21 protein-coding genes are annotated in these 24,817 nt (G+C 70.3%); 11 read left to right on the forward strand and 10 right to left on the reverse strand.

What is annotated here, in order from left to right; translation table 11 throughout:
* Positions 1-25: 25 nt before the first annotated feature.
* On the forward strand, positions 26-1,225 hold the full coding sequence (locus ACIOHP_RS31435) for a serine hydrolase domain-containing protein (RefSeq protein WP_401892793.1): 1,200 nt from the start codon (positions 26-28) through the stop codon (positions 1,223-1,225).
* 42 nt (positions 1,226-1,267) lie between these two features.
* Here ACIOHP_RS31435 and ACIOHP_RS31440 read toward each other — a convergent pair whose 3' ends face one another.
* Both ACIOHP_RS31440 and ACIOHP_RS31445 read right to left on the reverse strand, forming a co-directional pair.
* On the reverse strand, positions 1,268-1,627 hold the full coding sequence (locus ACIOHP_RS31440) for a helix-turn-helix transcriptional regulator (protein ID WP_171145451.1): 360 nt from the start codon (positions 1,625-1,627) through the stop codon (positions 1,268-1,270).
* 205 nt (positions 1,628-1,832) lie between these two features.
* The gene (locus tag ACIOHP_RS31445) at positions 1,833-2,207 is read right to left on the reverse strand and encodes a hypothetical protein (protein WP_171145452.1); all 375 of its coding nucleotides are present in this window, start codon (positions 2,205-2,207) and stop codon (positions 1,833-1,835) included.
* A 315-nt stretch (positions 2,208-2,522) separates the two neighbouring features.
* On the opposite strand from ACIOHP_RS31445, the gene ACIOHP_RS31450 reads away from it, so the two are divergent.
* Positions 2,523-3,863 (forward strand): diacylglycerol/lipid kinase family protein, encoded by a 1,341-nt coding sequence (locus ACIOHP_RS31450; RefSeq protein WP_401892798.1) that lies wholly within the window; start codon positions 2,523-2,525, stop codon positions 3,861-3,863.
* Between the two features lie 54 nt (positions 3,864-3,917).
* Here ACIOHP_RS31450 and ACIOHP_RS31455 read toward each other — a convergent pair whose 3' ends face one another.
* The 3 genes from ACIOHP_RS31455 to ACIOHP_RS31465 form a co-directional block, all read right to left on the reverse strand.
* Positions 3,918-4,709, reverse strand: a complete 792-nt coding sequence (locus tag ACIOHP_RS31455) for a peptidoglycan-binding protein (RefSeq protein ID WP_401892800.1) — start codon at positions 4,707-4,709, stop codon at positions 3,918-3,920.
* A gap of 145 nt (positions 4,710-4,854) precedes the next feature.
* Positions 4,855-5,316, reverse strand: coding sequence for a hypothetical protein (locus tag ACIOHP_RS31460; RefSeq protein ID WP_401892802.1), 462 nt, complete (start codon positions 5,314-5,316; stop codon positions 4,855-4,857).
* 285 nt (positions 5,317-5,601) lie between these two features.
* Positions 5,602-6,120, reverse strand: a complete 519-nt coding sequence (locus ACIOHP_RS31465) for an adenylate kinase (protein ID WP_401892804.1) — start codon at positions 6,118-6,120, stop codon at positions 5,602-5,604.
* Positions 6,121-6,232: 112 nt separating this feature from the next.
* On the opposite strand from ACIOHP_RS31465, the gene ACIOHP_RS31470 reads away from it, so the two are divergent.
* Positions 6,233-7,408, forward strand: a complete 1,176-nt coding sequence (locus tag ACIOHP_RS31470) for a cytochrome P450 (RefSeq protein ID WP_401892807.1) — start codon at positions 6,233-6,235, stop codon at positions 7,406-7,408.
* A gap of 99 nt (positions 7,409-7,507) precedes the next feature.
* On the opposite strand, the gene ACIOHP_RS31475 is transcribed toward ACIOHP_RS31470, so the two are convergent.
* Complete coding sequence (locus tag ACIOHP_RS31475) at positions 7,508-11,239, reverse strand: helix-turn-helix domain-containing protein (RefSeq protein WP_401892810.1); 3,732 nt, start codon at positions 11,237-11,239, stop codon at positions 7,508-7,510.
* A 156-nt stretch (positions 11,240-11,395) separates the two neighbouring features.
* On the opposite strand from ACIOHP_RS31475, the gene ACIOHP_RS31480 reads away from it, so the two are divergent.
* From ACIOHP_RS31480 to ACIOHP_RS31490, 3 genes are all read left to right on the forward strand, one after another.
* Positions 11,396-12,655, forward strand: coding sequence for an acyltransferase family protein (locus ACIOHP_RS31480; RefSeq protein ID WP_401892813.1), 1,260 nt, complete (start codon positions 11,396-11,398; stop codon positions 12,653-12,655).
* An 848-nt stretch (positions 12,656-13,503) separates the two neighbouring features.
* Positions 13,504-13,980 (forward strand): HAD family hydrolase, encoded by a 477-nt coding sequence (locus ACIOHP_RS31485; RefSeq protein WP_401892816.1) that lies wholly within the window; start codon positions 13,504-13,506, stop codon positions 13,978-13,980.
* Positions 13,981-14,280: 300 nt separating this feature from the next.
* Complete coding sequence (locus ACIOHP_RS31490) at positions 14,281-15,246, forward strand: GNAT family N-acetyltransferase (RefSeq protein ID WP_401892819.1); 966 nt, start codon at positions 14,281-14,283, stop codon at positions 15,244-15,246.
* A gap of 24 nt (positions 15,247-15,270) precedes the next feature.
* Here the strand turns inward: ACIOHP_RS31490 and ACIOHP_RS31495 are convergent, their stop codons facing one another.
* Together ACIOHP_RS31495 and ACIOHP_RS31500 are read right to left on the reverse strand one after the other, a co-directional pair.
* Positions 15,271-15,924 carry a response regulator gene (locus ACIOHP_RS31495; RefSeq protein ID WP_401892821.1) on the reverse strand — a complete coding sequence of 218 codons (654 nt, stop codon included), beginning with the start codon at positions 15,922-15,924 and terminating at the stop codon, positions 15,271-15,273.
* The gene (locus ACIOHP_RS31500) at positions 15,921-17,057 is read right to left on the reverse strand and encodes a sensor histidine kinase (protein WP_401892824.1); all 1,137 of its coding nucleotides are present in this window, start codon (positions 17,055-17,057) and stop codon (positions 15,921-15,923) included. Before ACIOHP_RS31500 ends, ACIOHP_RS31495 begins: the two co-directional genes overlap by 4 nt.
* A 249-nt stretch (positions 17,058-17,306) precedes the next feature.
* Here ACIOHP_RS31500 and ACIOHP_RS31505 point away from each other — a divergent pair, with 249 nt between their 5' ends.
* Positions 17,307-17,927 (forward strand): hypothetical protein, encoded by a 621-nt coding sequence (locus ACIOHP_RS31505; RefSeq protein WP_401892827.1) that lies wholly within the window; start codon positions 17,307-17,309, stop codon positions 17,925-17,927.
* On the opposite strand, the gene ACIOHP_RS31510 is transcribed toward ACIOHP_RS31505, so the two are convergent.
* On the reverse strand, positions 17,917-19,035 hold the full coding sequence (locus ACIOHP_RS31510; protein ID WP_401892942.1) for an endonuclease/exonuclease/phosphatase family protein: 1,119 nt from the start codon (positions 19,033-19,035) through the stop codon (positions 17,917-17,919). The two genes, ACIOHP_RS31505 and ACIOHP_RS31510, sit on opposite strands and share 11 nt — an antisense overlap.
* A 23-nt stretch (positions 19,036-19,058) precedes the next feature.
* The gene (locus tag ACIOHP_RS31515) at positions 19,059-19,712 is read right to left on the reverse strand and encodes a M15 family metallopeptidase (RefSeq protein WP_401892830.1); all 654 of its coding nucleotides are present in this window, start codon (positions 19,710-19,712) and stop codon (positions 19,059-19,061) included.
* Between the two features lie 86 nt (positions 19,713-19,798).
* Between ACIOHP_RS31515 and ACIOHP_RS31520 the strand changes: the two genes are divergently transcribed.
* From ACIOHP_RS31520 to ACIOHP_RS31535, 4 genes are all read left to right on the forward strand, one after another.
* Positions 19,799-20,494 carry a response regulator transcription factor gene (locus tag ACIOHP_RS31520; RefSeq protein ID WP_361558446.1) on the forward strand — a complete coding sequence of 232 codons (696 nt, stop codon included), beginning with the start codon at positions 19,799-19,801 and terminating at the stop codon, positions 20,492-20,494.
* Complete coding sequence (locus ACIOHP_RS31525; protein WP_401892832.1) at positions 20,487-21,614, forward strand: sensor histidine kinase; 1,128 nt, start codon at positions 20,487-20,489, stop codon at positions 21,612-21,614. The genes ACIOHP_RS31520 and ACIOHP_RS31525 overlap by 8 nt, the downstream gene beginning before the upstream one ends.
* 339 nt (positions 21,615-21,953) lie before the next feature.
* The gene (locus ACIOHP_RS31530; protein ID WP_401892944.1) at positions 21,954-23,048 is read left to right on the forward strand and encodes a LacI family DNA-binding transcriptional regulator; all 1,095 of its coding nucleotides are present in this window, start codon (positions 21,954-21,956) and stop codon (positions 23,046-23,048) included.
* A gap of 376 nt (positions 23,049-23,424) precedes the next feature.
* The gene (locus tag ACIOHP_RS31535) at positions 23,425-24,816 is read left to right on the forward strand and encodes an ABC transporter substrate-binding protein (RefSeq protein ID WP_401892835.1); all 1,392 of its coding nucleotides are present in this window, start codon (positions 23,425-23,427) and stop codon (positions 24,814-24,816) included.
* The last annotated feature ends 1 nt before the right edge of the window (position 24,817 follow it).

Below are 24,817 nucleotides of genomic sequence, written 5' to 3' on the forward strand. Positions count from 1 at the left end.
CCAGACCTGGAAGAGGCACCGAGTCGTGAAACGTACCTCCGCCCGCCGTGTCTTCGCCGCAGCGTTGCTCGTGGCGTCCGTGCTGGCCCCGATGGCGGCCGCGCCCGCCACGGCGGCACAGTCCGTCACCTCCCACCCGTCCCGGCCGGACGACTGCCCGGCGCACGAACTCGACCCAGAGCTGGCCGCACGGCTCGACAAGGCCATCGAGAAGGTCCGTCAGCAGGCCGGCATTCCCGGCGTGGTCGCCGGGCTGTGGATGCCGGGCAAGGGCAGCTACGTCCGTGCGACCGGCGTCGCCGACACCGCCACCCGCAAGCCGATGACCTCCGATGTCTTCGTCCGGATCGGAAGCGAGACCAAGACCTTCACGGTCACCGCGCTGCTCAAGCTCGTCGACGACGGCCTGATCGGGCTCGACGACCCGATCTCCGACTACATCCACGGCGTACCCAAGGGGCACCGGATCACGTTGCGCCATCTCGCCGAGATGCGCAGCGGCCTCTTCCCCTACACCGAGGATGCCGACTTCCAGCACGATCTGCTGAGCAACCCCAAGCGCTCGTTCACCCCGCGGGAGGTGCTGGCGTACGGCTTCAAGCACAAGAACACCTTCGCGCCCGGCAAGCAGTTCGAGTACTCCAACACCAACCTCATCCTGCTCGGCCTGGTGGTCGAGAAGGTGAGCGGGCACCGCCTCGACGACTTCATCGAGAAGCGGGTGCTGCGTCCCGCCCGCCTGTCCCACACTCTGTTCCCGCGAGGCTTCGAGTTCCCTCGACCGCACCCCCGCGGCTACACCAACCAGACGCTGACCGGTGAGGTCACCGACAGCACGAACTGGAACCCGAGCTGGGCCTGGGCGGCCGGAGCGATGATCTCCGACCTGCACGACCTGCGCCGCTGGGCGAAGATCGTCGCCACGGGCACGCTGCTGCGGCCGCGGACCCAGGAGCAGCGGCTCACCATGCTGCCCACCGGCCACCCCGGCACCAGCTACGGCCTGGGCATCTTCAACAGCGACGGCTGGATCGGGCACAACGGCTCCATCCCCGGATACGAGACCGTGACCGTCTACCTGCCCTCGAAGAAGGCCACCTTGGTGTTGATGCTCAACACCGACATCTCGTCCCAGGGCCAGGAGCCGTCCTCGCTGCTCGCCCGGGCGATCACTGAGATCGTGACGCCGGACAACGTCTACGACCGGCCGCTCCCCACGAGCTAGCGCACAAATCGCCGTACAGGTCCCCTTCGTCGCCGGCCGGCGTCATCTGGTGGGATGCAGCGGTTCGGGCGGTGCGTCGATCTGCTGCAGCTCCGCCAGGAGCTGGTTCCGGCCGGTGAGGAGTTCGGTGAGGATACGGCGGGCGGCTCGCAGGAGTTCGGCGACGTCGCCGCCGGCGAGGGCGTAGCGGACGGTGGAGCCCTCCCGTATGGACACGACGATGCCGGAGCGACGCAGAACGGCCAGTTGCTGCGAGAGGCTGGACGGCTCGATCTCGATGTCGGCGAGCAGGTCCCGGACGGACACCGGACCGTCCTGGAGCAGCTCCAGCACCCGGATGCGTACGGGGTGACCGAGCATGCGGAAGAACTCCGCCTTGACTTGGTAGAGGGGGGCCTGCATGTCTGCTCGCTCCTGGTCGGGTGGGGGCGACGGGGCTGCCGGGGTGCGGCGGCATCCGAGGACGCCGCCGCACCGCATGCCGCCCTCGGATGCCGATCCTTCATGCCCCGGGCCCGCCACGACCGGGCATTGGAACCATGCTCATGTGGTGACTTGAAGAAGTCTTCACATGATGGGCAGACGTGGCCCAGGGTTTTCGGCCGCGTTAGATCTCGATCGCCTCCTCCACCCGCTTGAGCTGATGGCGGGCCATCGCCAGGTTCGAGCGGGCCTTGTCCAGGACGAGGTACAGGAACAATCCGTTGCCGGTGCGACCGGTGACCAGGCGGATCAGGTGGTACTGGGAGTCCAGCGTGATCAGGATGTCCTCGATCCGGCGGTTGAGGCCCAGCTGCTCCATCGTGCGCACCTTGGCCCGGATCACGTCCGTGTTGCCGGCCGCCGCGACCGTCAGGTCCAGGTCCTTGCCCCCGCCCAGTGTGCCCAGCGCCATTCCGCTGGTGTAGTCGACGACGGCGGCTCCCAAAGAGCCCTCGACCCCGGCCATCATCTCCTTCAGCGACACTTCCACACTCGCCACAACGCCTCCCCTTGCATGCCGTTGACTGCGGCGGACCGATGCTCCCGATCCGCCTCGGTCCCCGGACCGTATGCATGCCGTCCGCACCCCACGGCCGAGTCTTTGAGACTGTCCGGTGCCGACCGAACAACGGCATGCCCGGATCGTTCGACAGACCGGAAGTGCCGTGACTGGCAATGAAGTTGACGCCCCACCCCGCTCGGCGAGCACGCCCGGCGAGCGGTGCGCCGGATCGCTGGGACGACGCTTCTGTCAGGGATCTGCCAGAGTTCGGTCGTGCGAGGTCGAGGCGGGTTTCCCGGGCGGAGAGAACAGTTGGCCATAGATGTGAGCAGACGGGCATATCGAGGACAGCGCTGGGCGGCGAGGGTGGCATTGGCCGCGGCCGCCCTCGCGGTCCTGGTCCCTCTCGGCTACGACGGCCTGGCCGGCGTGCTGCTTCTGGTGTGCGGCGCTGCCGGCCTGGCGGTCGCCGCGGCTGCGGCCTGGTGGACGCTGACCCTGCGGGGACCGTTGCGCTGGGCGGCGGGCGTGCTGGTCCTGGCCATCCCCGCCGCGATCGTCGCCCTGTTCGCCGCGACCCTTCTCTGGGCCCTGCCGGTGTCCTTGGCACTGTGGGGCGTGGCAGTGTGGAGCGGTCGGTATGCGCTGCGGGGCACCGGAAGCCATCGGGTGCGGAGCAAGGAGTACCGCACGCCCCCGCCGCAACAGCCGTTTCTGATCATGAATCCGCGCTCGGGCGGCGGCAAGGTGGACCGCTTCGGGCTCAAGGAGAAGGCCGAGCGGCTCGGCGCTCGAGTCGTCCTGCTGGACCCGGACGAGCAGCAGGACATCACGGAGCTGGCCCGGGCCGCCGTCGCGGAGGGTGCGGATCTGCTCGGTGCCGCGGGCGGCGACGGAACCCAGGCACTGGTCGCGGCCGTCGCCTCCGAGCACGGCATACCGTTTCTCGTCATCAGCGCCGGCACGCGCAACCACTTCGCCCTGGACCTCGGTCTCGACCGCGACGACCCCGGCGCCTGTCTCGACGCGCTCAGCGACGGTGTCGAACTCCGCGTCGACCTCGGCTTCGCCGGTGACCGTCCCTTTGTCAACAACGCCTCCTTCGGGGCCTACGCGGCGATCGTGCAGAGTCCCTCCTATCGCGGCGACAAGATCGGCACGAGCCTGGACCTGCTGCCCGACCTGCTCACCGGTCAGCAAGGTGCCCGGCTCACCGCACAAGCGGGAGACACCACCCTCGACTCCCCGCAGGCGGTGCTGGTGAGCAACAACCCCTATCGGACCGGCGATCCCTTCGGGTTCGGCCGTCGCGACCGGCTCGACACCGGAACACTCGGGGTCCTCGGCGTACGCGTGGACGGCGCGGCCGACGCCGCAGCGCTGCTGCTCGACCCGGAACCGGCCGCGCTCACCGTCCTGACCGTCCGCGAGGTCGTCGTCGAAGCCGACGGCGCGGAGGTGCAGGTGGGCCTCGACGGCGAGGCCCTCGTCCTTCCCTCACCGGTCCACTGCCGCATAGCGCCCGGCGCTCTCACCGTCCGAGTCCCTCGGAAGCGGCCGGGGGTGGTGCAACGTCAACCCCGCCTGGACTGGCGCCGGTTGAGGAAGCTGGCGGCGACAGTCAGCCGTACGGCCGCCCCACGCCGTATGTGAAGCCATCGCCGACTTGACAGAACTACCGTCTCGTATGTCCGGAAGAGTCGACTGTCACGGCTCCGACGTCTCGGATTCGAGTGAAGTACGCGTCGCCGGTCCGTAGACGCCCGACTCGTCATCGACGACCACACGGGTCAACTGGTAGGCGCGGACCGCGCTCTCGACCTCGCGGTCGTAGACGCCGTCGGCCTCTCCGCCGAAGAAACCGGTCTGCCGTAGGCGGAGTTGGAGCTCGATCACCTCGGGTCCCCGGTCGCCGAGGCGGAGCACGGGGGCCTCCCCTTGTGAAGGGCTCGATGTGGGGCTGCTCGTGGCGATGGCGCTGGACGAGGTCGCGCTCGGGGTGGCGCCGGTCGGGGGGAGGGGACCTGCGGTCGAGGTCGTGTCCGGTGAGGGAGTAGCGGTCGGGGACGGTTGCGCCGAGGTCACCGACGCGGAGGGGGCCGGGGACGAGGGATCGATTGCCGTGGACTGCGTGTCCGGCAGGCCCGCGCGCACGCCGCCGGATAAGGAGCCGTCCCGGTCAGGACTGTCGTACCAGAGGAATCCGCCGACCAGGCAACCCGTCAGCAGGACGGCCGCCGCGGCCCCCGCCCCGGTGCCCAGCGCGATCCTGCGCCTACGCGGGGAGTTCTGGGTGCTGTCGTCCGCGCGAGGCACATCCGGAGCGTCGACGTGCGGCGAGGTTGCGTCTTCCCGGTCACCCGCCGGTTGGTCCGCGGGTTCCGTCCCGGGTTCCTCCGACGTCACGTAGACGTCAGGCGATGCGGCGTCGTCACCTATCTCCACGAAGGGCCGTATCCGCACCGGATCGAAGTCCTCGGCGGCCTCGGCCTCTGCCATGCGGGTCGCGCGATGGGCGTCGGCTGCGCGGCGGGCACACGAACAGGCCAGGCTGCCGTCCGCGGGTCGAGGTGTACCGCACTCCGCGCAGGCGGGACCTGACGGCTGACTCACACACGCTCCCTCTCCGCATGACCTCCATATTTTAAACATGAACAACACGCGTGAGCTCCGCAAGAAGTCCAAAAATGGAATCCACGTGTCCGGACCGTCGGGATCCGGCCGTGCGAGCTGTTTGCAGCGGGTGAGGGCGCTCCACCTGCCCGTTGCTCTTCGGGGCGGACCACGCAAGCGCCATGTGGAGTACGGTCCACAGCCAGGAGGCACTCCGTGCCGCGCCGAGGTCGTGCGAGATGCGGGCACCCATGTCTCCAGGCAGCGAGAACATGGCAATCTCCACGCCGCTGGCGGCGACGAGCCAGTCGGATCCCTCCGTGTTCGGAACCGGCAGGCCACGATCCTCGCGCGCCCTCTCGAGCATGCCGAGGAATCGGCCTGCCAGCTGCAGCATCTCCACCGCCGCCCTGCGCGCCTCCGTCAGCAACAAGGCCCGCTGCTGGTGCCTATGAGTGGCCGTCACCACCGCCCAGGCGGTCAGTGCAGCCACGACGCCTCCGACCACTGCGGACAGAGCGCCCTGCAGCAACAACCCCCACCAGCCCTGCGGATCCACAAGTCCTCCCAAGCCAGGCCGCGCGCCCGCCCACGGCATGGGCTGCGGCCGCGCAGTGGCACCAGGGTGGACGCCACCCTCGTCGTCGGCCAAGGGCCGACAACTCAGAGGGAGCCGCACAGGATCCCGGTCAGCGAGTCGTCCGTGCCGACGAACAAACCGGGCGGCATCGCCCTTCTTCTCGTCACACGCGTCGCGCCCAGGGGCCGACTCCAGGGATCACAGGGATGCCAGCCAGGCCGCCGTGTCCTTGGGATGACCGAAACGGAGGGTGTCGAGTGGGGCGAAGCGGGGGTCGCGGACGCGGCTTCCGATTTCGCGGCGGCGGACCCCGTGTTGGGACCAGGCCCACCATGCCGGGTGTTCCCGGCTCAGCCAGCCGGTCAAGGTCTCCCTGTTCCCGCCGAAGAGGGCCTCGCGGGTGACGGTGCGCCGGATGGAGCGGCGCAGAACGCGGGGCATGATGACGTGTTTGGGGTAGTCCAGCCAGATCACGGTGTCGGCCCGGTCCCACAGCAGGTCACGGACTTCCGGGTATCCGACGGAGTCGACGATCCAGCGAGGTTCCGCGGTGAGCTTTGATACGTCTTCGGTCAGTTTGTCGTTGACGGCCCAGTTGGGGCCGTTGAAGTAGAGCGCGTCCATCTCGTGGTACGGCAGGCCCAGACGACTGCTCAGGGTTTGGGCGAGCGTGGATTTACCTGCACCGGTCACACCCGCCACCAAGATCCGTTCCACGGATGCACTCTATGCCCGGCGCCCCTGCGCAGTCCCCGGCCTCCCTGCCATGGGAGCGCTTTGTTAGCGTCAGCCGCATGAACGGATCCCCTTCCCCAGGCCAGAGGGCGCGATGAACGTCGTCGAGTCCTGCCCGCTCGGCGCCGAGACCACGCTGGCCGAGCTCACCCGGGATCCGCATCCGCGCCTGGCACTGCTGCGGGCGCGGGAACCGGTGTCGTGGGTGCCCGAGTTGGGCGGCTGGCTGGTGACCCGGCGTGATCTCGCGTTGAGCGTGATGCGGGATGCCGAGACCTTCACCGTCGATGACCCCCGGTTCTCCACCGCTCGAGTGGTCGGCCCCAGCATGCTGTCCCTGGACGGCGACCGGCACGCCCGGCACCGCGAACCCTTCAGCGCGCCCTTCCGCCCCCGGGCCGTGCGTGAGGGTTTCGCCGCGTTCATCGAGCGGGAGACCGACACGCTCATCAGCGCCTTCGAACCGGCGGGGGCGGCCGAACTGCGGCGCTCCTTCGCCGGCCCCCTCGCGGTCGCGGTGGTGACCGAGGCGCTGGGGCTGGCCGGCACCACCGTGGACACGGTGCTCGCCTGGTACGACGCCATCGTGCGGTCGGTCTCGGACATCACCGCGGGCCTGGAGGCGGGAGCGGCGGGCGTCACGGCGTACGCGCAGCTGCGCTCCGCGGTGGAAGCCACCGTCGCCGACCGGAACACGTCCTCCCTCCTCGCGGCAGCCGCCGGGCAGTTGACCGTGCCCGAGGTGGCGTCCAATGCCGCGGTGCTGATGTTCGGAGGCATCGAGACCACCGAGGCGATGATCACCAACGCGCTGTTGCATCTGCTGCGGCACCCCGACCAACTCGCCCTGGTCCGGGCCGACGCCGGTCTGCTGGACGGCGCGATCGAGGAATCACTGCGCCTCGAACCCGGCGCGGCCGTCGTGGACCGCTACGCCACCGGCGACACCGTGCTCGGCCCGGCCACCATCCGCCGCGGTGACCTCGTCACCGTCTCCCTCACCGGCGCCAACCGCGACCCGGCCGTATTCGCCGACCCCGACCGGTTCGACGTCCGCCGCGAGAACACGCGACTCCAACTGGCCTTCGCACACGGCCCGCACTACTGCCTCGCCGCCCACCTCGCGCGCCTGGAAACCCGTATCGCCCTCCAGCACCTGCTCCAACGCCTGCCCGAGCTGCGCCTCGACCCCGACCACACCGCGGCCCCGTACGGCCTGGTCTTCCGCAAGCCGACCGCGCTGCATGTGCGGTGGGGACGAGCGGCCTGAGCGGCCCGGTGGAAGTGCGGTGAGGGACCTGCGGGCCGGTGGGGGCTGGTCGCACAGTTCACCGCGCCCCTTACGGGGCGCGGTGCCGCACCGGGTTTGCTATCGCGCGGTCTCCTGGCAGCCGGTCTCAGTGGACCGCGTGTCCGGGTAGCGGGCCTGTTCCACCGGGGTGAGGATGCGGTCGACGGCCTCGCAGATGGTGTGGATCGCGCGGGTCACGTCGGGCAGGTCGACGTTCCACAGGCCGACGGAGCTGCCCGTGCTGATCGCCAGGGTCCGTCCGTCGGGGCTGAAGGCCACTGTTCCGGGCGAGCGGGTCGGCAGGGTGGTTCGGCTCTGGCTGGTGGCGAGGTCCCACAGCCGGACTCCTCTTGCGGTGCTTGCGGCCAGGGTGCGTGCATCGGGGGTGAAAGCCAGGGACGACACCTGGGCGCTCACGCTGAAGGTTTCTTCGAGCTGACCGGTGCGCGTGTCCCACGTCTTCACGAGTCCGCTGCTGCCGCTCGCGGTGGCCAGGGCGTGCCCGTCCGGACTGAACGCGAGCGTCAGCAGGCTCCGGGGGCCCGGGTCGATGGTGCGCTGTGTGCGGCCGGTCGCGGTATCGAGCAGCGTGATCTGGTCGCCGCCGGTCTCGATGTCCACGACGGCGAGCGTGTGACCGTCCGGGGCGAATGCCACCGCCCTCACGGATCCTCCGGGGCTGGTGTGGACGGTGCTCAGTTCCCCCGTAGACAGGTGCCAGATGCGCACCGACCCCTTCTCGCCGACGATGGCGAGCCGTGTTCCGTCGGGGCTGAAGACCGCTGTGAGAATGCCGCCCACATCACGGCTTTGGCGCAGGCTGCCCGTGGCGACATCCCGGACCTCGACGACGCTGCGGTTGACCACCTCGGCGGCCAGGGCGCGCCCGGTCGGGCTGAAACCCACGGCCACGGGGCGGGAACCCGTGACGGGCGGTCGCTGTCCCCGATGTGCCAGGTCGGTATCGGGTGCCCGGGTGGCTTCGAGTTCGCCGGTCCTGGCATCCCAGAGCAGTACCGACCCACGGCCGAGCGGCGGTTGCCGGACCGTGGTCACCGTGCGTCCGTCGGGACTGAACTCCAAGTCGGCGATGTACGCGCCGGATGGGCCGGGCAGCGTGGTCCGCGGGTGATCAGCGGAGAGGCGGTGCACGCGGATGGTGGGGTCCGTGTTGCTGCTGGTGAACAGAGTGCGGCCGTCCGCGCTGAGGGCCACGCTCATGACTCCCCGTCGATGGAGGCTCGCCGTGACGGTGGTACGCGTCTTACCGGAGGCGGTGTCCCAGAGGCGCACCGTGTCTCCTGGGCCCGGGACGGCGAGGGTGCGCCCGTCCGGGGCGAAGGCCATCCCGTGCGACCCGATGGGAAGGTCCTTGATGGTGCGCCGGACGACGCCGGTGTCCATGTCCCGCAGTTGCACCGAACCGTCGGTGCGGACGACCGCGTACGTCTGACCGTCCGGGCTCAAAGCCACGTCGCTGCCCCTGATGTCGCTGTCACGGGAGGTTCGGGTGCGTCCGGTCGTCACGTCCCACACCCGTACCCCTCCGGTGGGACTCACTGCCGCGATGGTGCGTCCGTCGGGGCCGAAGCCGACCGCCTGCGGGTCGGGGTGGTGGGTGAACCTGTGGCGTGTACGACCGGTGGCCACGTCCCAGACCCGTACGGCACTCGGGGAGGAGGCGGCCACGGTCCGGCCGTCAGGGCTGAAGGCCAGCCCGCGTACCGAACCGTCAGGAACGGAGAGAGTCCTCATCTTCCTGCCGCCGGCCGGATCCCACAGGGTCACCCTCGCTCCGGTGCCACCGGAGGTGGCGACGGCCAGGATGCGTCCGTCGGGGCTGAACACCACGGCCCGGCTGCCTTCGTTGCTGCTGGTGTGGCCGGTGAAGGTGTCTCGGAGTTGGCCTGCGGGTACGTCCCAGATCCGTATCCTGCCGTCTCTGCCGGCGGCGGCGAGGGTCTTTCCGTCCGGGCTGAGAGCGATGGCGTCCACGGGCTCGGTGCCGCCGGTCAGGCGCTCGCGCAGCGGGAGCGCCGAGGCGGCGTAGAGGGCGGCGGTGGCTTCCCGGGTCGGGCTGGTTCGGTAGGCGTGCACGGCGAGCAGTGCGGCGAGGTCGGGGTCGGAATCCAGCAACGCGCCGGACTGGGCGGCCAGTTGCCGGGACTGGGCCGTGTGCTGGGCGGTGACCGCGCTCTGCCACTGCCCCACGGCCAGTCCTGCGGCGACGAGGGCGAGGCACAGGGCGGCGGTGACCGCGGTGAGCACCAGCCGGTGTCGGCGGCGGCTCTTCTGCTCCTGATCACGACTGGCGTGAAGGAAGGCGTGCTCTACGTCGGTCAGGTCCTCGCGCGATACGCCACCGAAGTGTTCCAGGGCCGCGGCGAGCCTGCTCCCCCGGCTCAGGGCGCCCTTCTCGCGGCCCAAGTCCTGCCAGGCGTGGGCAGCTTCGGTCAGGTTCCGGTGCACACGCAGGCGTTCACGGTCCTCCTCGATCCACCCGCGCAGCCGGGGCCACGACGTGATCAGGGCCTCGTGGGCCATCTCGACCGTGTCGCCGTCCAAGGTGAGCAGCCGCGCCCCGGCGAGCGCCTCCACGACCGTGGCGGTGTCGTCCCGGCCGGCGCCGGGCAGTTCCGCGCGCTGGACGGGACGGCGGGTGTCGGGGGTGCCGTCACCGGGGGCGACCAAGCGCAGCAGCACCCGGCGTGCGGCGGTCGCCTGGCTTTCGGTGAACCGGCCGTAGAGCTGCTCGGCTGTCTTGGCGATCGCGCCGTCGAGGCATCCGACCGCCTCGTACCCCGCCATGGTCAGCGTCTTGCCGCGGCGGCGGCGCCAGGTCTCCAGCAACGCGTGGGACAGCAGCGGCAACCCGCCCGGCGCGTCGGTGACCTCCTTGACCAGCCGCGCGGTGAGGGCGCGTTCCACGGTCAGCCCGGCGGCCGCGGCCGGCTTGACGACGGCGTCGCGCAGTTCCGTCTGACTCATCGCGCCGGCCAGGAGGTTGGCGTCGCGCAGTGCGTCGGCCAGGTCGCGGTGCTCGGCGCAGCGGCCGTAGAAGTCACCGCGGACCGCCAAGAGCACCCGAAGGCGGCTGTCGGGGTGCCGGGCTGTGAGCAACAGGTCGATGAACCGGGCGCGTTCGGCCGCGTCGCGGCAGAGGGTGAAGACCTCCTCGAACTGGTCGACGATCACGAACGTTTCCGCTTCCGCGCTGCCGTCGCGGGCTGATGCGGGGGCGAGGAGGAGTGCGTGGCTGCGGGCCGGGTGTTCGCCGGGTGTCAGGATGCGGATCGCGGCCGGGCGCAGGCCCGGCTCCTGAACGCGCCGGAGAGCGGGTATCAGGCCGGCCCTCAGCAGGGAGGACTTGCCGCTGCCGGAGGGGCCGAAGACCGCGGCGAACCGCCGGCCGCGCAGCAGCTCGACCAGGTCGGCGGTGAGCTGGTCCCGGCCGAAGAACAGGCCGCTGTCCCCGGTCTCGAACCGTGCCAGGCCCCGGTACGGCGTGAGTGATCCGTCGTCGTCCGCGTGGCCGCCACCGGCCGACTCCTCCACCGCCTCCTTCCACCGGGTCTCCCATTCCGCCACGTCGCCGCCGCACGCCCCCGCATAGGCCAGGGCCACCGGCAGCGTCGGCAACTGCTCGCCCGCCGCCGCCTGCGACAGCGTGGTCACCGAGTAGCCCGCCCGCCGCGCCAGCGCCCGGTAGGTGATCCCGTCCGCCTCCGCTCTCAGCTTGCGTAACTCGAACGCGAACCGCTGCACCGGACCCGCCGCCGGATCCAACGGCACCTCACGACGCCCCGCCACACCGTCACCCCGTTCATTGTTCGGTCCTCAGAACGGTACTGCCGAACAATGCTCCGACCGCTGGACTCGGTGCTGTGAGCGGTGCGGGGCGTGCCCCCTTTCGCCGCCGTTGGACAAGCCCAACGCCAACCTCGCCGAAGAGGACTTTGCCCACGCATGGAATCCCGACCTCTCGACCCCGCCTCTTCGCTCTCAGCTACCTCGCGATGGCTCACCACCACCTCGACGGTCGGCCCCTCGCGCTTGGGCTGGCTGGACGCGTTGCGCGGCATCGCCGCGCTCGTCGTCGTGTTCGACCACTCCTCGTACACCTTCATGGCCGACTTCCGGCGGGAGTTGATGCCGCAGTTCAACACGAGCCGCTACGCCATCATGGTGTTCTTCCTGGTGAGCGGCTACGTCATCCCCGCTTCGCTGGAACGCCGGGGCTGCGTCCGGACGTTCTGGATCGGACGGATCTTCCGCGTGTATCCGCTGGCGGCGGCTGTCGTCACCATGCTCCTCGCCGCCAACCTGCTTGGCATCGCGGAGATCCGTGACTTCGACCGGCAGAGCGCCGCCACCGTGATCGTCGCCCACGCCACCATGCTCCAGGAGTTGCTGGGCACACCCAATCTCCTGCTCGTCCTGTGGACGCTCTCCTACGAGATGTCCTTCTACCTCCTGGTCGTCGCTCTGTTCACGGTCCGCCTCCATCAACGGTCCGCGGCGATCGCAACCGTCCTGGCCGCGCTCGCCGCGGTCAGCGTGACGGCTGGGGTGACACTGCCGGCCTCCGCCCTGTCCGGCCTGGTCGGCACCGGTCCGCTGATCGCGTTCGCCTCGGTCGCCATGGCGGTCGCGATCAGCTGCGCGAGTGCCGGGTCACCCGTACTCCGGGGCTTCGGGGGCGTGTTGGGCGGGGTGCTGGCGCTCGTCCTGGTCCTGTTCAACGGCACGGTCCCGCAGTGGGAGGGACTGGTGATCCTCGCCGTGATGTTTCTCGGCACCGCCGTCTACCGTGCCGAGAACGGTCAGAGCACCTGGTCCCGTGCGGCCGCCACCGCTGCCGCCGTGGTCGCCTGCGCCGTGGGGAGCGCGTTCTGCTACGGCGACGGTGACCACTTCGTACGGCGTGGCTGGATCGTCGCGTTCCTGATGGCTGTGCTCACCTTCGGCACCGGGCTGCCGTTGCGGCGCCGGCGCATACCGCGCGTGCTGGCCGGGTTGGGCACGATCAGTTACTCGGTCTATCTGGTGCATCCGGTGCTGCTGGCGGTGATCGACGGCACGGTCGGCCGACGGCGCCAGGACAGTCTTCTGCTCGAAGTGGCGTTCTTCACGGTGCTCTTGCCGCTGTGCCTGCTGACGTACCGCTGTATCGAAGCGCCCGGCCGGCGGTGGGGCCGAAAGTCTTTGCGCGGGCCGCTCTCGTGATGATGGACTTGGGTGGGCTGGCAACTCAGCGCCGGCGAACGCGAAGCCCACTGCCTCAAGATGCCGCAGCAGCGCGTGCACCGTCTCGGTCCAGGGCCGCACGGGGCGGCGCACTGTGTCGCCGAGCCGCACGACCTGCCGGTGAGCGTGGTCCTGCAACACATGCTCGTTGTTCGTCCCGACACGAGGCTATCCACGCCTTCGACAGGACGACTCGCGGATCTTGCGCCCTGAGCCATGGGGCGACGCCGAGGTCACCGTTCTCGAAGGCGCCACCACCACCAACGTCCCGCCGTCCATTCGCTCATCCAGCCGGGGTCCGGAAGGGTACGCCGTTCGAACTCGACGTCGATCCGCTCGACCAAGCGGCCCAGATCTGCTCGGGCTCCTGCGGGCAGATACAGCAGAGCCACTTCGAGATCGTCTCGACCGTCCTCGATCTCGATGCCGGGGCTCTCGGCGGGGCCGGACAGATATCGTCCCGGCTCTTTGAAGGCCCACTCGAACCGACTGAGGGCGTTAGCGACTGCGTCGGGCCAGAGACGCTCGGCCTCAACGCGTCGCACCGCTGCGCGAGTTCGGGCTGATACGCCAGGGATGCGACAGACCGGAATGTGTTTCGGTGGCCGCCACCGCTCGGCGCGGACGGCCTTCGGGCGCCTACGCGGCATTGCCCTTTCTGATCAGAGTCATGTCGGCATTCTGCCACGGCCCGCACCTTCGGAGAGGGGCGAGGAGCCCGGGCCTCGCAGCCCGGAACAGCCTCGCCGCACAGGCGAGTTGGCCCGCCGTACGCAAGCGGCCAGATCGTCCGGGCCGCACCGAAGGCGACGGCTTCACCGGAGGAGGTGTCGGCCTTGTGGTGGACGCCGGAGGCACGCCACATGCGGGAATACCTTGCCGGTCAGTGCGACTTCGCCGAACACCACCGGCGCAGGGTCCGCTCCTTCCTGCCGATGCTCGGCGAGCCGGTTCCTGAAAGTCCCGGCCTGCTGGACGCCTGGATCGCCGCGCGCCATCTCACGGTGTTCGAGAAGGCCTGGCAGCGCTATCCCGATGTCCAGCCATGCCTGGAGACCCTGAAACGGCTCCCCCTGGGATCGCGACTGGCTGTTCTCACCAACGGGGATCCCGGCCAACAGCGCGCCAAGCTCGCCCGCTTCGGCCTCCTGGACGATTTCGAAGCCGTCACGCGGCCGCCCTCGCCGGACTCACCGGCGTCTGGCTGGACCGCGGCATCGACTTCGTCACCGGTGAACCCTCGCCGACGGCAGACGAGACGGTGCTCCGCATCGAACGGCTCACCGACCTGCCGGACCACTTGACCCGTACGAACGCCTGACCGGCGCTCATTGCTGCCGTGTCCCTGTCCGGGATGAGCCGAAAAACGTGCGGGGCCTGTCCGCATTTGCGGACAGGCCCCGTATTGAGCGCCGGGCAGGCCTTGCACCTGCATCTCCCCGCAGGAAGCGGGGCGTCTTTCCTTGGACCACCAACGCACTGCCTGTCGACCAGAGTTGTGGCAACCGGCTCGTGATCAACTCTAGCGTATGCACGGGGCGGTATTCACCACGCGCCCCGAAACTGAAGTGCGTCCGACCTCAGGGACACCTATCGTGCCGCCCATGCCTGCGACGCCGGCCCACCGGCCACTCACGCTCGACAACGCCCCGGCCCTGGCCGAGTTGTTCGCCGCGGTGGAAGCGGCCGACGGCACCGAGGAGCACTACGACGCCGAGGACCTCGCCGAGGAACTGGGCGATCCACGCCTGGAGTTGACCCAGGACTCGGTGGGGGTGTGGTCGGGCGGCGAACTGATCGGTTACGCCAAGACGACGGGGCTGCCAGACGCGACCGACGTGCACCAAGTGCACGTCGAGGGGGCCGTACGGCCCGACGCACGCGGCCAAGGCGTGGGCGCCGACCTGGTGAAATGGCAGGTGGCCCGGGCGGCACAGCTGCATCGCGAGCGGTTTCCCGACCTGCCGGGCGAGGCACACATCCCGATCCACGCGCCGAACACCGCCAAACGGGACCTGTACCAGGGAGCCGGGTTCCAGGCTCGGCGCTGGTTCTTCGACATGCGTCGGCCGTTGGAGGTCGACGAGATCCCGGTGACGGCACCGGCGGGTGGGCTGCGCGTCGTCCCCTTCACGGCGGCGTACGACGAGGCGACCCGGTTGGCGCACAACGAAGCGTTCCGCGACCACTGGGGTCACACCCCGAGCAGCGCGGACCGGTGGCGTCACGGCACCACCGGCGCCCGGTCGTTCCGGCCTGACATGTCGTTCCTGGCGCTGGACGGGGACGAGGTCGCCGGGTACCTGATCAGCCACGAGTACGACGCCGACACCGCGATGACCGGCATCCGCGAATGCTGGATCGCCCGGCTCGGCACCCGACCGCCCTGGCGTGGCAGCGGCGTGGCCACCGCGCTGGTCACGACCTGCCTGCGGGCCGGCCAGGCGCGGGGCTTTCACAGAGCCGGTCTGAATGTGGACAGCGCCAATGCCACCGGTGCGCTGAGCCTGTACGAGCGGTGCGGTTTCCGCACTCGGCACACCTGGGTCGGCTACGTGCGGCCGCTCTAGCGGCAGGCGCGTCCAACCCGGGGTTCACAGCAGGCCGAGGTCGCGGGCGCGCAGTGCGGCCTGGGTGCGGTCGCGCAGGGCGAGGCGGCTGAGGATGCGGGAGACGTGGTTCTTGACGGTGCCTTCGCTGAGGTACAGCTGCGCGGCGATCTCCCGGTTGGTGCGGCCGCGCGCGACGAGCCGCAGGATGTCGATCTCGCGCGGGCTGAGGGCGGGAGCTGTGGTGGGCGGCTCGGGAGCGGCGTGGGGCAGGGCGGCGGCGAGCCGGGCGGCCACCGAGGAGTCGAGCTGGGTGACTCCGGCGTGGGCCAGGCGGATCGCCTGCGCGAGTTCCTCGGCCGGCAGGTCCTTGAGGAGATAGCCGCTGGCTCCCGCGCGCAGCGCCTGGACGACGTACTCCTCGTCGTCGAACGTCGTCAGCATCACGACCCGGCACTCCGGTGCCCTGCCACGCAGCACGGCGACGGCCTCCACGCCGTCCAGTTCCGGCATCCGCACGTCCATCAGGACGACGTCGGGTCCCAGTTCCACCGCCTTCTCCACGGCCTCCCGCCCGTTGACCGCCGTACCGACGACGGTGATGCCCGGCCGGATCGAGAGCAGTGAGGCGATGCCGTCCCGGATCAGCTGCTGATCGTCCACCACCAGCACCCGTACCGCCGTCGGCTCCTGGCTCACCGCTCGTCTTCCCGCCGCGGGACGACGACGGTGAGCCGTGTGCCCTCGCCCGGCCTGCTGTCGATGTCGACGCTCCCCGCGACCAGGTGCACCCGTTCGCGCATGCCGGTCAGACCGAATCCGGCCGTGGCCCGGTCCGGTGTGAAGCCGCAGCCGTCGTCGGTCACCGCCAGCCGTGCGGTGTCCTCGCTCAGCCGGACCGCCACGGACACCCGCGAGGCCCGCGCGTGACGCAGCGCGTTGGTCAGCCCCTCCTGGGCGGCCCGGTACAACGCGGTCAGTGCGGCCGTGCCGTAACCGTCCTCCTCCCCCGTCACCTCCACACTGACGCACGGCCCCGCACCGCCTTCACGCGCCCATCCCGCGAGTGTGGCCGACAGCGACGGGCGCGCGTCGTCGCGCAGCGCGCGCACCGACTGCCTCACGTCACCGAGGGCCAGCTTCACCGACTGTCTGGCCTCGGCCATCGCCCGTCCGGCCGCGTCCGGGTCCAGGACGCGGAACTCGGACGCGATCTCCAACTGCACCGAGATCGCGGTGAGATGGTGGCCGAGGCTGTCGTGGATGTCGCGGGCCAGCCGGTTGCGTTCGGTCGCCGCGGACAGCTCCGCGACCCGCGCGGCGTACTCCTGCAGTTCTCGCCGGGCCCGTTGCTCGCCTACGGCGACGGCGGCCATCGAGATCGCCAGCACGAGGCCGACGCCGACCATCAGCAGGTCGGACACGTACTCCATGTCGCGATACCAGGCGGGGGCTGTCAGCAGGAAGCCGGTGAGCAGTCCGGCCAGGCACAGCGCGCCCAGTACGAGCGCCGTCGTGCGGCCGAACGCGAAGTAGGCGGTGAACGGCAGGAGCACGAACAGCACTTGGGCCAGTTCCGAGGCATCCGCGGCGACCACGGCACCTGTCAGCCCGCACCGCACGAGCAGCAGCGGCACCCGTGGCAGGTTCCGCCGGCGCCCCACCACGTCCAGGGCGCACAGGGCGGCGAGCGAGGCGACGAAGCCGGCCGTGCGCCAGGACAACAGCCCGGGTCCGGCGCCCAGATCCGCCGCCAGGTAGTAGATGCCGCCGACGAAGACCGCGCCGTACAACAGCGGTGACACCCACGGCACGGGCACATACGCCGACATGCACACCCCCACCCCCGACGCCACCGCCCAGGCTAGGCCGCACGCGCGGGCCAGGCGACACCGACGGGAGAAGTCCTGCCGGGAGCCGCGAAGTGTGGACGAACGGCACATGCCGATCGGCACTCCACCGACCGCGGGCGCCGGTGACCTCCAGCCGCGGATGTCGCCGCTCGGCACCTGCCCGGACCGGCTGCTCGCTTCCTACGGTGTCGGCCTGACCTGCCCTTCGACACACCGGAGTTGGCTCACATGTCCGCAGCCTTCCGCTCTGTGCACGTCCCCGCCCGGCTCCCCCGTTTCGGAGCCCTGTGCGGGGTGCTGTCCGGCCTGCTCATCGCACTGCCCGCCGCCGTCGAGGCATTCACCGGCGAAACCGCCGTGACCAGCCTCCTCCTCGCCCTCTCCCCCGCGTTGGCCCTGCCGTTCCTCACCGCGCTCCACCAGTGGCAGAGCCCGGCCACCGGCCGCTTCGGAGAGACCGCCTATCTCGTGAACCTCATCGGCCTCGGCCTGTTCGGCGGGGCCGCGTTCGCCGCGAACCTGGTGCTCTACTACCTGGACGACGACGTCATCGAAGCGCAACTGACGGGCCCCACGATTCCCGCCCTCCTCGGTTCGGCGTTCGTCTTCGCCGTGGGCTGCGCGCTGTTCGGGGCGGCGCTGATCCGTGCCCGGATGCTCCCGAGGGTTTTGGCGTGGGGGTACGCCGTCGCACTGCCCCTGTTCGCGTTCTTGATCGCGCTGCCCGACTCCGTGCTGACGAGCGCCCTGCACATCGTCGTCGGCATCGTCCTGGTATGGCTCTCGACCGCCCTGTGGCAGTCCGCTTCGTCGAACGACCGGACCGCTGCCTCGGCGTTCACCAGCTGATGCGGGCCGCCACCGGCAGATGGTCGCTGCCGGTGGCCGGCAGGACCCACGAGCTGTCCGGCTCCACGCCGCGGGCCAGGATCTGGTCGATCCGCGCCACCGGGAACTTCGCCGGCCAGGTGAAGCCGAAGCCGTCGCCGGCCGTGTCCTGTGCCGAGTGCAACTGCGAGGTGATGCCGGAGAGCGCCCGGTCGTCCATCGTGCCGTTCAGGTCGCCGAGCAGCACCACGCGCTCGTTCCGCTCGGCGGCGACGGCCTTGGCGAGGGCCCGCGCGTTCCTGTCCCGCGAGCCGGTCCAGAAGCCCGTCCTGGGGGTCACGCGTACGGACCCCAGGTGGGCGACGTACACGGCGAGGGGCCCGTTGTCCGTGGCGACCGTGGCGCGCAGCGCTCGGTTGTAGGCCAGCTTGACGTCGGCGGGCTTGGCGGCTCCCAGCGGCCCGGCGTCCATGTCGGTGTCGACCGGCCGGGTGTCCGACAGCGGCAGCTTGCTCCACAGCCCGACCGTGCCCTGGACCGTGTGGTACGGGTACGCCTTCGCCAGCCCCTTCTCGTAGACGCCCCGGTCCTGAGCTGTCAGCTCCTCCAGCGCCAGCACGTCCGCACCCGAGGCGGCCAGGTCGCGAGCGGTGCCGGCCGGGTCGGGGTTGTCGGCGCCGACGTTGTGGCCGGCCACCATGAGGTCACCCCCCGCGTGGGATTTGTCGCCGAGCAGCCCGCCGAAGAGGTTCAGCCAGACCATGACCGGCAGCAGCAGCGCGACCACCGCCGAGGCGGAGCGGCGCCACAGCGCCGCGGCCAGCAGCACCGGGATGAACAGGCCGAACCACGGCAGGAAGGTCTCCACCAGGCTGCCGAGGCCACCCGTCCGGTTCGGGATCCTCGCGTGCAGCAGCATGAGCAGGCCCAGCAGCAGCGCCAGTGCCGTGAGCACCAGGCCGCGCTTCCACGGCTGCGGCCGGGAGCTGAAGCGGATCGCCCGGTGGACGGCCGCGCGCCAGGTCCCGGCGCCGGGTGCCTGTCCGTTGCCCGCGAGCCGAGTACCCGCGTCGGCTTCCTGGCTGTCAACGCCGTCCTGTGCGGGCTCCGCGGTGTCCGCCTGCGCCATCGTCTGTCCTCGTTCACTGCTGGTCACTGCTGCATCCTGGGGTCCTGGGTGGGGTCGGCATACATGCGGGGGCAATCCCGGTCGATCGCCTCGGTACGCAGTTCGTAATGCCAGGGTTCGTTCTCGTAGATCTGGCACAGCCCGTAAGCGGCGCCGTGCGTGGACAGCCACGCCGTCGCTTGGGAGCGCCCGATGTCGACCGCGTCCCCCGACACGTGGGGAGACGTCGCCGCGGTGGCCACCCATCGGGCGGCTTCGTCTTCGGATCCGTACTCGGAGACCGCCTTACGAAGAAGCTGGTCCTGGTACTCGGGGGAACGCCAGCCGCTGTTGACGTAGAACGCCACGCCGTCGTCGGCGGCAGCCGTCGCAGCCTCGCGGAGGGCCTTGAGCAGATCCGGATCGAGGTGGGTCACGGCCGGAAGCGCGTCATCGAAGACCGTCACGCCGTCGGGGACGACACCGCCGGCCTCGCCGAGCGCACCACGGTGCTCACCGCGATGAGGGCTCGTGAGTGATGCGGTGGAGGGGGGTAAGGGGGGCGCGGAGGACGACGACTTCGTCACCTGGTGGCCGAGGGCCGCTGTGAGCCCCGCCAAGGCGACGAACAGGCCGACGGCAAGGAGCCATCGCAGCCGATGGGTCGGTGTGCGTGCCGATGGTGCGGTTCGCCTCATACCGACAGTCAAGGCAGCGTGGTGTTGTCGGCACGTATGCGGTTTTCGATATGCCGACGATAGGCGCCGACTCGTAGCCTCGGAGCATGCGTGTGCTGATTGTCGAGGACGAGCCCTATCTGGCCGAAGCCATCCGCGACGGGCTGCGACTGGAAGCGATCGCGGCCGACCTCGCGGGCGACGGCGACACCGCGCTGGAACTGCTGGGCGTCAACACCTACGACATCGCCGTCCTCGACCGCGACATTCCCGGACCGTCCGGTGACGAGATCGCCAAACGCATCGTCGCCTCCGGCAGCGGCATGCCCATCCTCATGCTCACCGCGGCCGACCGGCTCGACGACAAGGCCTCCGGTTTCGAACTCGGCGCCGACGACTACCTCACCAAGCCCTTCGCGCTCCAGGAACTCGCGCTCAGGCTCAGAGCACTGGACCGCAGACGCGCCCACAACAGGCCTCCCGTGCAGGAGATCGCGGGGCTGCGGCTCAACGCGTTCCGCCGAGAGGTCTACCGCGACGGCCGCTACGTCGCGCTGACCAGGAAGCAGTTCGCGGTGCTCGAAGTCCTCGTCGCCGCCGACGGCGGTGTCGTCAGCGCCGAAGAGCTCCTGGAACGCGCGTGGGACGAGAACGCCGACCCGTTCACCAACGCCGTACGCATCACCGTCTCGGCACTGCGCAAGCGGCTCGGCGAACCCTGGATCATCGCCACCGTGCCAGGCGTCGGCTACCGCATCGACACCCAACCGGAGGCCGAACCTGAGGGGCGAGACCATGGATAGAGCGCCCGGTGTGAGCGTCCGCCTCAAGCTCACCCTCAGCTACGCCGGGTTCCTCATGGTCGCCGGTGCCCTGCTGCTCGCGGCGGTGTGGGTCTTCCTCCTCCGTTACGTCCCCGATCGCGCGATGCTGATCAACCCCGACGACCGGCCCACGGGTGGTGTCTTTCCCATCCGGTCGGTCCTTCTGCACGTGTTCGCTCCGAGGGCGGTCGCGGTGCTGGCGTTCCTGCTGGTGTTCGGCCTCGTGGGAGGGTGGCTGCTCGCCGGCCGGATGCTCGCCCCGCTGACCCGCATCACCGAAGCGACCCGCCTGGCCTCGACCGGATCACTCGCCCACCGGGTCCGGCTGCCGGGCCGCAGGGACGAGTTCCGCGAGCTCGCCGACGCCTTCGACACCATGCTCGCCCGCCTCGAGGAACACGTCGCCGAACAGCGCCGGTTCGCGGCCAACGCCTCGCACGAGTTGCGCACGCCGCTCTCGATCTCGCAGTCGCTTCTCGACGTGGCCCGCACCGATCCGACCCACGACACCGGCGAGATCATCGAGCGGCTCCACGCCGTCAACACCCGAGCGATCGACCTCACCGAGGCGCTGCTCCTGCTCAGCCGCGCAGGCCAGCGCTCCTTCACCCGAGAACAGGTCGACCTGTCCCTCCTGGCCGAGGAAGCCACCGAGACGCTCCTGCCCCTGGCGGAAAAGCTCGGTGTCTCCATCGAGACGTCCGGCGAGATCGCCCCTACCGACGGCTCACACGCGCTGCTGCTCCAGCTGAGCATGAACCTCGTCCACAACGCGATCGTCCACAACCTGCCGGGACAGGGCACCGTGTCGGTGCGCACCAGCGTCCGCAGCGAGACCGTGGTGCTCACGGTCGAGAACACCGGCGAGCAGCTCACCCCGCAGTCGGTCTCCACGTTCACCGCACCGTTCCAGCGCGGCACCGAGCGCATCCACACCGACCACGCAGGCGTCGGCCTGGGCCTGGCCATCGTCAACACCATCACGCAGGCACACGACGGCACCCTCACCCTCACCCCGCGCTCCGCGGGCGGGATCAGCGTCAGCGTGGAACTGCCCCGGTCACCCGGCACGCCGGCAGGTGACGCTCCAGCGAACTGACGCGCCGGTCCTCCCTGAGCGTCGCGCCTGGTCAGAGCCCCCGTCGCCCGGCAGACCGTGCTGCGCCGGAAGGCCGCGTTCCAGAGTGTGAGACGCCCCGCCACGCCGCTCTCGGCGCCGGTTGTTGGCCGCCACGGCCCCGGTCCTGTCGGCGGCCCGGGCCCGACCGAACGTTACGGATACGTTCCGAGCTCTTGACGGCCACCGTATGACTGCGTAGACATGACCGCGCAGTCAGACATACGGCGTCTGACGGTATCGAGCTCGATCGTGCGGCCATCGGGAGACGTCATGACGCGAGGTACTGGACGGGACGGAAGCCCCGGCGCGCCGCGCAGCGTGGATGTGGCCCGGGTGGCCGGGGTCTCGCAGAAGACGGTGTCGAGGGTCTTCAACGACGAGCCGTACGTCTCCGCCGACGTACGTCGGCGCGTCCTCGACGCCGCCGAACAGCTCGGCTACCGGCGCAACAACGCCGCCCGGGCACTGGCCTCAGGGCGGACCCGCTCGATCGGCGTGGTGACACTGGGCACGGCCCTGTACGGTCCCGCCTCACTGCTCATGGGCGTGGAACGGGTCGTCCGGGACACGGGCTACGCGCTCCGTGTGGTCAACACGATGGAAGGCGACCCGGCGGGCCTCGCCGGCGCCGTCGGTTCGCTCCTCGATCAGGGCGTGGACGGCATCGTCATCTCCGAGCCGATCGACGAGCCGGGCGCCGGCGAAGCCGAACCCGTGCGCGTCGATGTGCCGGTGCTGGTTCTCGGCGCACCGCAGCCCTTTGCGGCCTCCACGGTGTTGTTCGGGGGGCGGGGCGCCGACCGGATGGCACGGGCGGTCGTCGAGCATCTGCTGGACCTGGGACACGCGACGGTCCATCACCTCGCCGGCCCCCAGCGGTGGTACGCCGCCAAGGACCGTCTCGAGGGATGGCGCTCGGCACTGGCCGCACATGGCAGGGACGAGCCGCCGGTCATCGAGGGCGACTGGTCCGCCGCCTCCGGCTACGCGGCGGGCCGGGAGCTGGCCGCCGACCCCGGAGTGACGGCCGTGTTCGCCGCCAACGACGACATGGCCATCGGCCTGATCCGGGCGCTGGCGGAAGCCGGCCGGAGGGTGCCGCAGGACGTCAGCGTCGTCGGCTTCGACGACATCCCGGTCGCCGCCTATGTGACCCCTCCCCTGACCACGGTGCGACAGCCGTTCGACACGGTGGCGCAGGAGGGGCTCAAGCGACTCGTGCACGCCATCGACAACCCGCGGGCACAGGCCCTGCCGGCGAGCGATCCGCCGGTCGACCTCATCGTGCGTGGTTCGACCCAGCCCCCGCCGCCCCGGACACCACCGGGACGTCGACGACATAGCGTCTCCCGATCCCCAGGAGAGGTGTCCCCTCACCGGCTCCCTGAGAAGAGCCCGTCCGCCCACCTCTGAACGACGCCGGTCAGCCCGCGCTCCAGAGCCCGGACCCGGCGCATGAACCCAGGGCCTGGCGGCCGCACCGGCCGTAGCTCAGCCCCTGCCCAGCCCGACCGCGTCCCCACCACCGCGGACGACCCCGCCACCCGGACGACGCGCACATTCCCCTCCACCCAGCGGCTCTCGCGCCGCACGGCCGCAGCGCGCTGCGGCCCGTACCGCACCCATCTGCGTGCCGTACACCGCTCGCAGCCGGCGCAACCAAGCGTCCCGAACCCGTCGGCTTCGACGTCCAGATCGTCGCGCCCCCACCTGCGTTCGCCTTCGCCATCCCCGTACCGCACGCCCTCCCCCGGCGTGCTGTCCCCATCGCCATCGGCGGGAGTTCACCATGCCCACATCCGGATCCTTCGCCAGCCCCTCCTCCATGAACCGTCGGCTGTTCCTCACCGCGACGGGCGCCCTGTCGCTCGGCGCCGCCCTCACGGCGTGCGGCGGCGGTGACTCCGGCGGTTCCTCCGCGGCCGCGAAGCCGGTCAGCCAGGCCGATATCGACAAGGCGATGAAGACACCGACCGAGCTGACGTTCTGGACCTGGGTCCCGAACATCGCCAAGGAGGTCGCCCTCTTCGAGAAGAAGTACCCGGCCGTCAAGATCAAGATCGTCAACGCCGGTCAGGGCACCCCGCAGTACACCAAGCTGCGTACCGCGCTGAAGGCCGGGAGCGGCGCTCCGGACATGGTGCAGATCGAGTACCAGGCCATCCCGACCTTCACGATCACCAACAGCCTCCTGGACCTGCGTCCTTACGGCGCCTCCGCCCTCAAGAACCAGTTCGTCGACTGGACTTGGGGCCAGGTCAGCGGCAGCGACGGCGAGGTCTGGGCGATCCCCCAGGACACCGGCCCGATGGGCATGCTGTACCGCAAGGACATCTTCGACAAGCACGGCATCGAAGTCCCCGGGACCTGGGACGAGTTCGCCGCGGCGGCCCGCAAGCTCCACAAGGCCGACCCCGACGTCTACCTCACCAACCTCGCGGCGAACCAGCCCGCGGCCTGGCACGGCCTGCAGTGGCAGGCGGGCGCCAAGCCCTATGTGACCTCCGGCAAGAGCGACATCGCCATCAGCGTCGACGACGCCGTCTCCCGCAAGCTCGGCGAGTACTGGGGCGGGCTCGCCAAGGAGGGCGTCATCGGTGTCGAACCGGACTTCACCGACGGCTGGTACGCGGCCCTCAACAAGGGCAAGTACGCCACCTGGCTCACGGCGGCCTGGGGGCCCGTCTTCCTCTCCGGTTCCGCCAAGGCGACCTCGGGCAAGTGGCGGGCGGCCCCGCTGCCGCAGTGGGATGCCGCCAAGCCCAGTTCCGGCAACTGGGGCGGCTCGACCACCGCGGTCATCCGCTCGACCAAGAACCCCATCGCGGCAGCCGAGTTCGCGAAGTTCCTCAACTCCGACCCGGCCAGCGCGCGGATGTTCGCCACCGAGCAGTTCTTCTTCCCGGCGACCAAGGCCTTGCTCACGGACGCCGAGTTCGTCGGCCAGGCACCGGCGTTCTACGGCGGCCAGAAGGTCAACCAGCTGTTCGCCGACATCAGTTCCACCGTCAACTCCTCCTTCCAGTGGCCGCCGTTCCTCGACCAGGCGGCCACCGACTGGACGGAGACAGTCGGCAAGTCCCTCGCCGACAAGACCGACACCGTCCGCGCGCTCGGCACGTGGCAGTCGCGACTGACGACGTACGCCAAGGGCCAGGGCTTCACCGTCAAGGGGAGCTGAG

This window comes from Streptomyces sp. NPDC087859, assembly GCF_044742595.1.
GTDB lineage: Bacteria > Actinomycetota > Actinomycetes > Streptomycetales > Streptomycetaceae > Streptomyces > Streptomyces canus_F.

What these genes read in the sequence shown, in the direction of transcription:
- ACIOHP_RS31510 (WP_401892942.1), bottom strand. Translation starts at nt 19,035, where the DNA reads ATGGCGCAGGCGGACACCGCGGAGCCCGCACAGGACGGCGTTGACAGC.
- ACIOHP_RS31470 (WP_401892807.1), top strand. Translation starts at nt 6,233, where the DNA reads ATGAACGTCGTCGAGTCCTGCCCGCTCGGCGCCGAGACCACGCTGGCC.
- ACIOHP_RS31525 (WP_401892832.1), top strand. Translation starts at nt 20,487, where the DNA reads ATGGATAGAGCGCCCGGTGTGAGCGTCCGCCTCAAGCTCACCCTCAGC.
- ACIOHP_RS31515 (WP_401892830.1), bottom strand. Translation starts at nt 19,712, where the DNA reads ATGAGGCGAACCGCACCATCGGCACGCACACCGACCCATCGGCTGCGA.
- ACIOHP_RS31520 (WP_361558446.1), top strand. Translation starts at nt 19,799, where the DNA reads ATGCGTGTGCTGATTGTCGAGGACGAGCCCTATCTGGCCGAAGCCATC.
- ACIOHP_RS31455 (WP_401892800.1), bottom strand. Translation starts at nt 4,709, where the DNA reads ATGGCAGAGGCCGAGGCCGCCGAGGACTTCGATCCGGTGCGGATACGG.
- ACIOHP_RS31505 (WP_401892827.1), top strand. Translation starts at nt 17,307, where the DNA reads ATGTCCGCAGCCTTCCGCTCTGTGCACGTCCCCGCCCGGCTCCCCCGT.
- ACIOHP_RS31440 (WP_171145451.1), bottom strand. Translation starts at nt 1,627, where the DNA reads ATGCAGGCCCCCCTCTACCAAGTCAAGGCGGAGTTCTTCCGCATGCTC.
- ACIOHP_RS31490 (WP_401892819.1), top strand. Translation starts at nt 14,281, where the DNA reads ATGCCTGCGACGCCGGCCCACCGGCCACTCACGCTCGACAACGCCCCG.
- ACIOHP_RS31480 (WP_401892813.1), top strand. Translation starts at nt 11,396, where the DNA reads ATGGAATCCCGACCTCTCGACCCCGCCTCTTCGCTCTCAGCTACCTCG.
- ACIOHP_RS31500 (WP_401892824.1), bottom strand. Translation starts at nt 17,057, where the DNA reads ATGTCGGCGTATGTGCCCGTGCCGTGGGTGTCACCGCTGTTGTACGGC.
- ACIOHP_RS31535 (WP_401892835.1), top strand. Translation starts at nt 23,425, where the DNA reads ATGCCCACATCCGGATCCTTCGCCAGCCCCTCCTCCATGAACCGTCGG.